We start from the raw sequence: 3,468 nt of genomic DNA on the forward strand, positions 1-3,468 counted from the left end.
GCCCGAAATGCAGGTGGATGATGTGGTTATCTGGCGGTAAACTCACGAAGAGATTTCAGCCGTACCAGAGAGCTCGTCGTGGACTGGATTCAGGCCCGCGATTTACGTTTGGCTCGCGCTCGATCACGCGTCTGCGTGTAAAGCCAGTCAAGAACGAGCATCACGACCAGAGAGGCACCCACCAATGGAAAAATTATTCCACCAATGATGAGGATCAGCAGAAGACCCCTAAATACGCGTCTGTCGCTAGGCATGGGAGGCACGCCCAGAGATCCTGCAGGGCGGCGTTTCCACCACATGATGGCGGCGGAAACCGCCAGAAGAACAATTCCTGCACAGGCAACTGCCAGAACGATCTGATTAGACAAACCAAATTGCTGTCCCATATGGGTATTAATGCCCCATTCGAGCGCTTTGCCCAAAGGACCATAATCCGCATAGCTCATATCAATAAGCACATTTCCTGAATATTGATCGAGATGAACAACGCGCTGTTGCGATAAATCATCCGGGTAGACCGATCCCGTAAAAACACCCGTAGACGTCGTAGGGATGTTAACCGCATAGCCGTGGTGAAGACCGAGTTTATCAAACTCCTCAACGGCTTTATTCAGTCCGATCGAAGTGGCACCATGATTATTCTCAGGGGATAACGGTATTTTGGCTTGCTCAAGCGACCAGCTCGTTTTGGCAACATGGTCAAGGTGCTCATCTGACATCGGCACCGCAATACGAACGCCCGCAGGGTACCCAAAATTGTTGCCATTAGCCCACTCGTTGACCTTGCCACCCCAAACACCCGACCAAGGCATGCCTGTGATTGCCAGAAAAACGATGAAAAAGCCGACGAAGAGACCGGTCACGGCATGTGTGTCCCGCCAGAATACGCGCTTTGACGGCGTACCGCGCAGGCTGACGACGCCGCCGTTTTGCTGCCGTGGCCACCAAAGATAAATGCCAGTTCCGACCAGAAGTATTGCCCAGCCGCCTGCGATTTCGATGGCCATGCGGGCATAGGAGCCAAAATATTTGAGACTATGGAAGTATCGGATGGTCCACATCACTGTTCCGCGATCTGGAAGAGAGCCGAGAACGGCCCCTGTGTAAGGATTGACGTAAACGGCAACCTTTCCTTTCTCAGGCGTGTTGACTGTAACTTCGACAGAAATGTCGGGCGTTGCTGGATCAGTGAATTTGATCGCTGTTCCCGGAACGGCCTTCAATGCCGCCTCCACCATTGCTGCAGGCGTTGCTTTTGACACGCTTTCCTGAATTTCAACACGTTTAAGATCAGCGTGAATGATTGCATCGAGTTCGTCGCGAAAAAGATAAAGAGCGCCTGTGATTGCCAACGTAATCATAAATGGCAAAACAAGCAGGCCAGCGTAAAAATGCCAACGCCAAACGGCGCGGTAAAGATCAGATGATGCAGACGCAGAACGTGCAGCACCCTCTCTTGGAAGAGTAGCTTCAGACATAGAAATCTCCTGAACATCATGAGGCGCATCGCGCCAGGTGATTTAAACGTCAGGAAAAAATGGTGGTGCTCTCGCTTCGGAGTGGTAGTTGTCCGATGTCTCTACGGTAATTGTTTTAAATGAATATCGGACGCGCGAAGAAATGAGCGGTTGTTGTACGACGGGAATGAAGTCCGGCGTGAGCAGAGCCTGCAATGTACCCGATGCTAATCGACATAAAGAGGCGCAGGGGCAGTCATTTATTTTTTGCGGAGACTGGCCATCATCGCCTTGCGTGAAAGCGTGTCCCCCGCCATCGGTCGAACAGATTACGCCGAATATATTTTCGTATTGCGTGTCGGCCATCGCACTGCGACTAAAGCCGGAAAGCATACTCTGGAGCATCATGAACGCGCAGATAATGGCGACAAATGTTGTCGCTATCTGATTGTCCCGTAATGAATGCCGTAATACTCGCATCACGTCGCTCTGCCACAGTATCGACATAATGTCACTGCGACACAACAAACAAGAAGGCGAGTTCTGCTTGCTGTTGCGATTTTCTCACGTTAGTGTTTGCTCGACTAAGTAGCAGTTCAGTGGCTAATAACCGATGCTGAGCGTTCTGGAGGGGCAATGAAACGGAGGAAGCATCATCTAAGCGCTTACGTCGCTTTTATTGCTGCCTGCGTACTTTTCCTGCAGTCTTTCTTCGCGGCTTACGCGAGTGCAGGCGTTGCTTCCCAACCAATATTGGACGCTTTTGGCAATCCCTTATGTATAACGAGCTCGTTGACAGAGTCGGATGGCAAAGACCCTGGTCATTCGAAACTGCCAAATTGTTGCACTTTCGGATGTAGCAGCGTTTCGCCTCTTTTACCTGCGCCAGATATTAGCCAGTTTGTTGCGCTTACGGCTCGCTTTGATGAAGAAGCCGTCTCCTTTTATCAAACGCATTCCTTCAGCCACCCAACCACACGGGATCCCGGTCGTCCGCGAGCGCCTCCGCAAACTGATAGATAAGTTAATCGCTCAACTTAATTATCGAACGCGCAGTTCGATTTGATCTGCGCTCAATCGGAGCTATCAATATGTCACGTTCGCTTTCAAACCCGGTCACTCGTTTTTTTGAAGCCCACCCAGCGCTTCGTTTCCGTTCTATTGAAGAAAAAATTGGTATTGCCTCCTTGGCTTTGCTGACATTGTTTGTTTTCACGCAGCCCTTATTTGCGCATGAGTTCAAAAAAGGGGAACTGGAGATCGTTCATCCCTGGTCACGCGCAACCCCTGAAGGTGCTAAAGTCGCAGGCGGTTACCTTGTGATCAACAATCACGGCAAGCAAGCAGATAGACTGATCGCTGCCACAGGCGAAATCGCGGGAAAAACTGAAATACATGAAATGAAGGTCGATGATAAAGGTGTCATGACCATGCGACCATTGCCCGATGGTCTTGAAATTCCCGCAGATGGTAAGGCAGAGCTGAAGCCTGGTTCGTATCACATCATGTTCATGGCTCTCAAACATGGCATCAAAGAAGGTGATAAGTTCAAGGGATCACTGACTTTCGAAAAAGCTGGCACGGTGGACGTTGAATATGCTGTCAACGCTATGGGCGGTGCTAAGAGTGACGCACATGATCACAGCAAATCGGGTCATAGTTCGGACGATCATTCTTCCCATTGAATGATTAAGCAGCTGACATTCTAACATTCGCACGGCGGCGTTCGGACGGACTTAAATCCGAACCGCCGTTGCAAGGCTGAAACGAAACCATCAGCGCGTTGGAGTGCCCGAAAGTTTCAAAGTTTTCAGAAATAACAGAATATTGTTATTTCTTCCGGGTTTAAAATCATGATCAAGAAACTACTTCCGATCTTAATTGGATTATCGATGGTGGTCATAGTGGCTGCTGCATCGATCAATCATTACATCGACAAACAAGCTGCAACAGAGCCATTTGGCGGACCTCTGAAACTTGTCACGATGAATGGAGACGCGTTCACAGAGCA

The 3,468-nt window shown here is 49.8% G+C and carries 4 protein-coding genes; 2 read left to right on the top strand and 2 right to left on the bottom strand.

Annotated elements, in window-relative coordinates:
* Nucleotides 1–89: 89 nt before the first annotated feature.
* Together ABE527_RS21475 and ABE527_RS21480 are read right to left on the bottom strand one after the other, a co-directional pair.
* Nucleotides 90–1,478 carry a PepSY-associated TM helix domain-containing protein gene (locus tag ABE527_RS21475; protein WP_499695517.1) on the bottom strand — a complete coding sequence of 463 codons (1,389 nt, stop codon included), beginning with the start codon at nucleotides 1,476–1,478 and terminating at the stop codon, nucleotides 90–92.
* Nucleotides 1,479–1,520: 42 nt separating this feature from the next.
* Nucleotides 1,521–1,964 (bottom strand): DUF2946 family protein, encoded by a 444-nt coding sequence (locus tag ABE527_RS21480; RefSeq protein WP_499695518.1) that lies wholly within the window; start codon nucleotides 1,962–1,964, stop codon nucleotides 1,521–1,523.
* A 129-nt stretch (nucleotides 1,965–2,093) separates the two neighbouring features.
* Here ABE527_RS21480 and ABE527_RS21485 point away from each other — a divergent pair, with 129 nt between their 5' ends.
* Both ABE527_RS21485 and ABE527_RS21490 read left to right on the top strand, forming a co-directional pair.
* Nucleotides 2,094–2,480, top strand: a complete 387-nt coding sequence (locus tag ABE527_RS21485) for a DUF2946 family protein (protein WP_413574031.1) — start codon at nucleotides 2,094–2,096, stop codon at nucleotides 2,478–2,480.
* A gap of 68 nt (nucleotides 2,481–2,548) precedes the next feature.
* Nucleotides 2,549–3,142: a copper chaperone PCu(A)C gene (locus tag ABE527_RS21490; protein ID WP_499695520.1), complete on the top strand. Its 594-nt coding sequence runs from the start codon at nucleotides 2,549–2,551 to the stop codon at nucleotides 3,140–3,142.
* Nucleotides 3,143–3,468 lie beyond the last annotated feature (326 nt).

The sequence above is a fragment of the Brucella sp. TWI432 genome (genome assembly GCF_039674445.1).
GTDB classification, from domain to species: Bacteria; Pseudomonadota; Alphaproteobacteria; order Rhizobiales; family Rhizobiaceae; genus Brucella; species Brucella chromiisoli.